The 2,125-nt window shown below is 37.1% G+C and carries 1 protein-coding gene and 1 pseudogene; one reads left to right on the top strand and one right to left on the bottom strand.

Going from position 1 to position 2,125, the window contains the following annotated elements; all coding sequences use genetic code 11:
• A partial coding sequence (locus O9290_RS15520; protein ID WP_288087232.1) for an IS4 family transposase occupies window positions 1–1,109 on the bottom strand: 1,109 nt, incomplete at its 3' end.
• A gap of 107 nt (window positions 1,110–1,216) precedes the next feature.
• Between O9290_RS15520 and O9290_RS15515 the strand changes: the two are divergent.
• Window positions 1,217–1,987: pseudogene (locus O9290_RS15515) on the top strand (ISL3 family transposase); the annotation flags it as partial.
• Window positions 1,988–2,125 lie beyond the last annotated feature (138 nt).

The raw sequence follows: 2,125 nt of genomic DNA, 5'->3' as shown, positions 1-2,125 counted from the left end.
TTGATGTAATCCTTCAACCGATAGCGGCTAATTTGCATTAGCTCTTCTATATTTTTTGGGAACATTTGATGTAGCTGGAGCCAATGATAGAGATGTTGACCCACATAAAAACTGCTGTGTCTGCGTTGACCTTTATATCTTTTTTCAGGTCTTGTGACATATTTTTGGATTCCCATATTCTTAATTTTTTTACCTTGTAGTGTGGCACTTGTATAGGCGATAGCTATAACAATTATCAGCTTTGATAGGTATTTCGGTGCTAATTGAGAACCTTCTAAGCTATAGCCTCCCGACTTAAAATCTCGGAACATCTCCTCAATATCAAATCTTTTTTGATAGGCCATTATTGCCGTCTCTAAATCTCCAAAGTTAGTCAGAATATACCAAGGCTCTTTTGTTTGAAAACCCCGATAAGTTTTTTTCCACTTACCCGCTAAGTTAAACTCGCCAAATCCCTTCTCTTTTGTAATATTTACATCATGCAGAAATAATTGAGTTCCTGGACTTAAACCTAACTCTCTCATTTCTTGATAAATCCCTTCCTTCGTCTTCACATTTGTGCTTTGTTTTTGTCTTAAACAAAAGTACAAACTCTGCTTCTGAAGCCACGTTTCTAGACTGACTGAACAAAATTCTCTATCTCCTAACACCACTATTTTATGACCTGATAGCACGGTCAATGTTTTTTCTAATACTCGCTGCTGTTCTTCGAGATTACTACTTCCTTTTTTATCTAATATCTCCCAATAGATTGGCATGGCTCTCTTGTCATAAATCAGACTCACCATCAAGATATTAATTGCTCCCAAAATCGTTCGGTCTATGGCAATATATACTAATCCTTTTATTGTGAATCTCTCCTGCTGTTTTAACATCTCTTTTAGGCAGGGAAACCAGATTTTTTCAATATTCAGAATTTCCAGCTTTAAAAATCTTTTTAGTTTTTTTCGCCGACTGTCAAACAGGATTGGTATTGGTAGTGCTTCTGCTAATATCTCTAACTTGGCTTGCTTTAGTATTTGCCAGGTTCCAACTATCATTAACAACAGTAGATATCTGGCTCGCCCCAGTTCATTCTCTAAGACTTTCTGGTATAGTTCACTTATCATTTTCGTTATCTAGGTCATATCTAGTAAATATGACTTATCTTTTTTTGGAGTCTGTGTCTGTATTCTATGCTACATAAGCTTTTCAGCTTGCTTGTCCCCCTGTCAGGTGGGAAGCACCAGAACGAATAAGCTTGGATGAATTTAGTAACTTAAAAGGACATAAAGATTTCATAACAACGGTCGTAGATCTGGACAAGAAAATTTTACTAGATGTGATTAAAGGACATAAGCAAGAAGAATTAATGGAAGCCTTAAAGGCACAGCCAGACGCAGTTCGGGAGAAAGTGAAAGAAGTGAGCGTCGATATGTGGTCAGGATTTACAGCAGTGATCAAGGAATTATTTCCCAATGCTAAAATCATCTATGACCGTTTTCATGTAATGGCTATCATCAATGACGAGCTTAATAAATTGAGAAAGTTAATGGGGGTGCATGAAAAGGGATTACCTCATTTATTATGGAAGAATAAAGAGGACTTAAAGGACGAGCAAAAACAACAACTAGAAGTTATCTTAAAAGAACATCCCTGCTTGGGAATAGCCTGGGAGATGAAAGAAGAAATTAGACAAATTTATCAAAGTAGTAAAACGTTCAGAGGTGCTGAGAGAAAATTGGAAAAATGGATAAGAATAGGCGGGATATTATATCAAAGTAGTGCCAGCATGATCCAGAAGCATTTGCCTGGTATTTGTAATTACTTTGAAAATCAGACAACCAACGGATTAATTGAGGGAATGAATACCAAAATAAAGCTTATTAAAAGAATGGGTTATGGATTTACCAATTTTGAACATCTTCGACTTAAGCTGTTTGCTTGCTTTAATTCCCACATTCCGCACCCTAAGTGTCACAACGTCTCAAAAGAGGAAGATGCCTGAGTCAAAATACTTATCTAGAGGAGTGAGTTGGCGGCAAGCTGCCAGCAACTAAGCCGAAAATTTCAGAGTTCCCCCGGTCATTCTCAATAAACAGTGCTTATTGAGAATGGACGGGCAATCAGACTTAACATCTAGCGT

Source organism: Microcystis sp. LE19-41.2A (assembly GCF_027530405.1).
GTDB lineage: Bacteria > Cyanobacteriota > Cyanobacteriia > Cyanobacteriales > Microcystaceae > Microcystis > Microcystis aeruginosa.
Note: the sequence above shows the minus strand (reverse complement) of the source record. Positions and strands in the feature narration are given on the sequence as shown.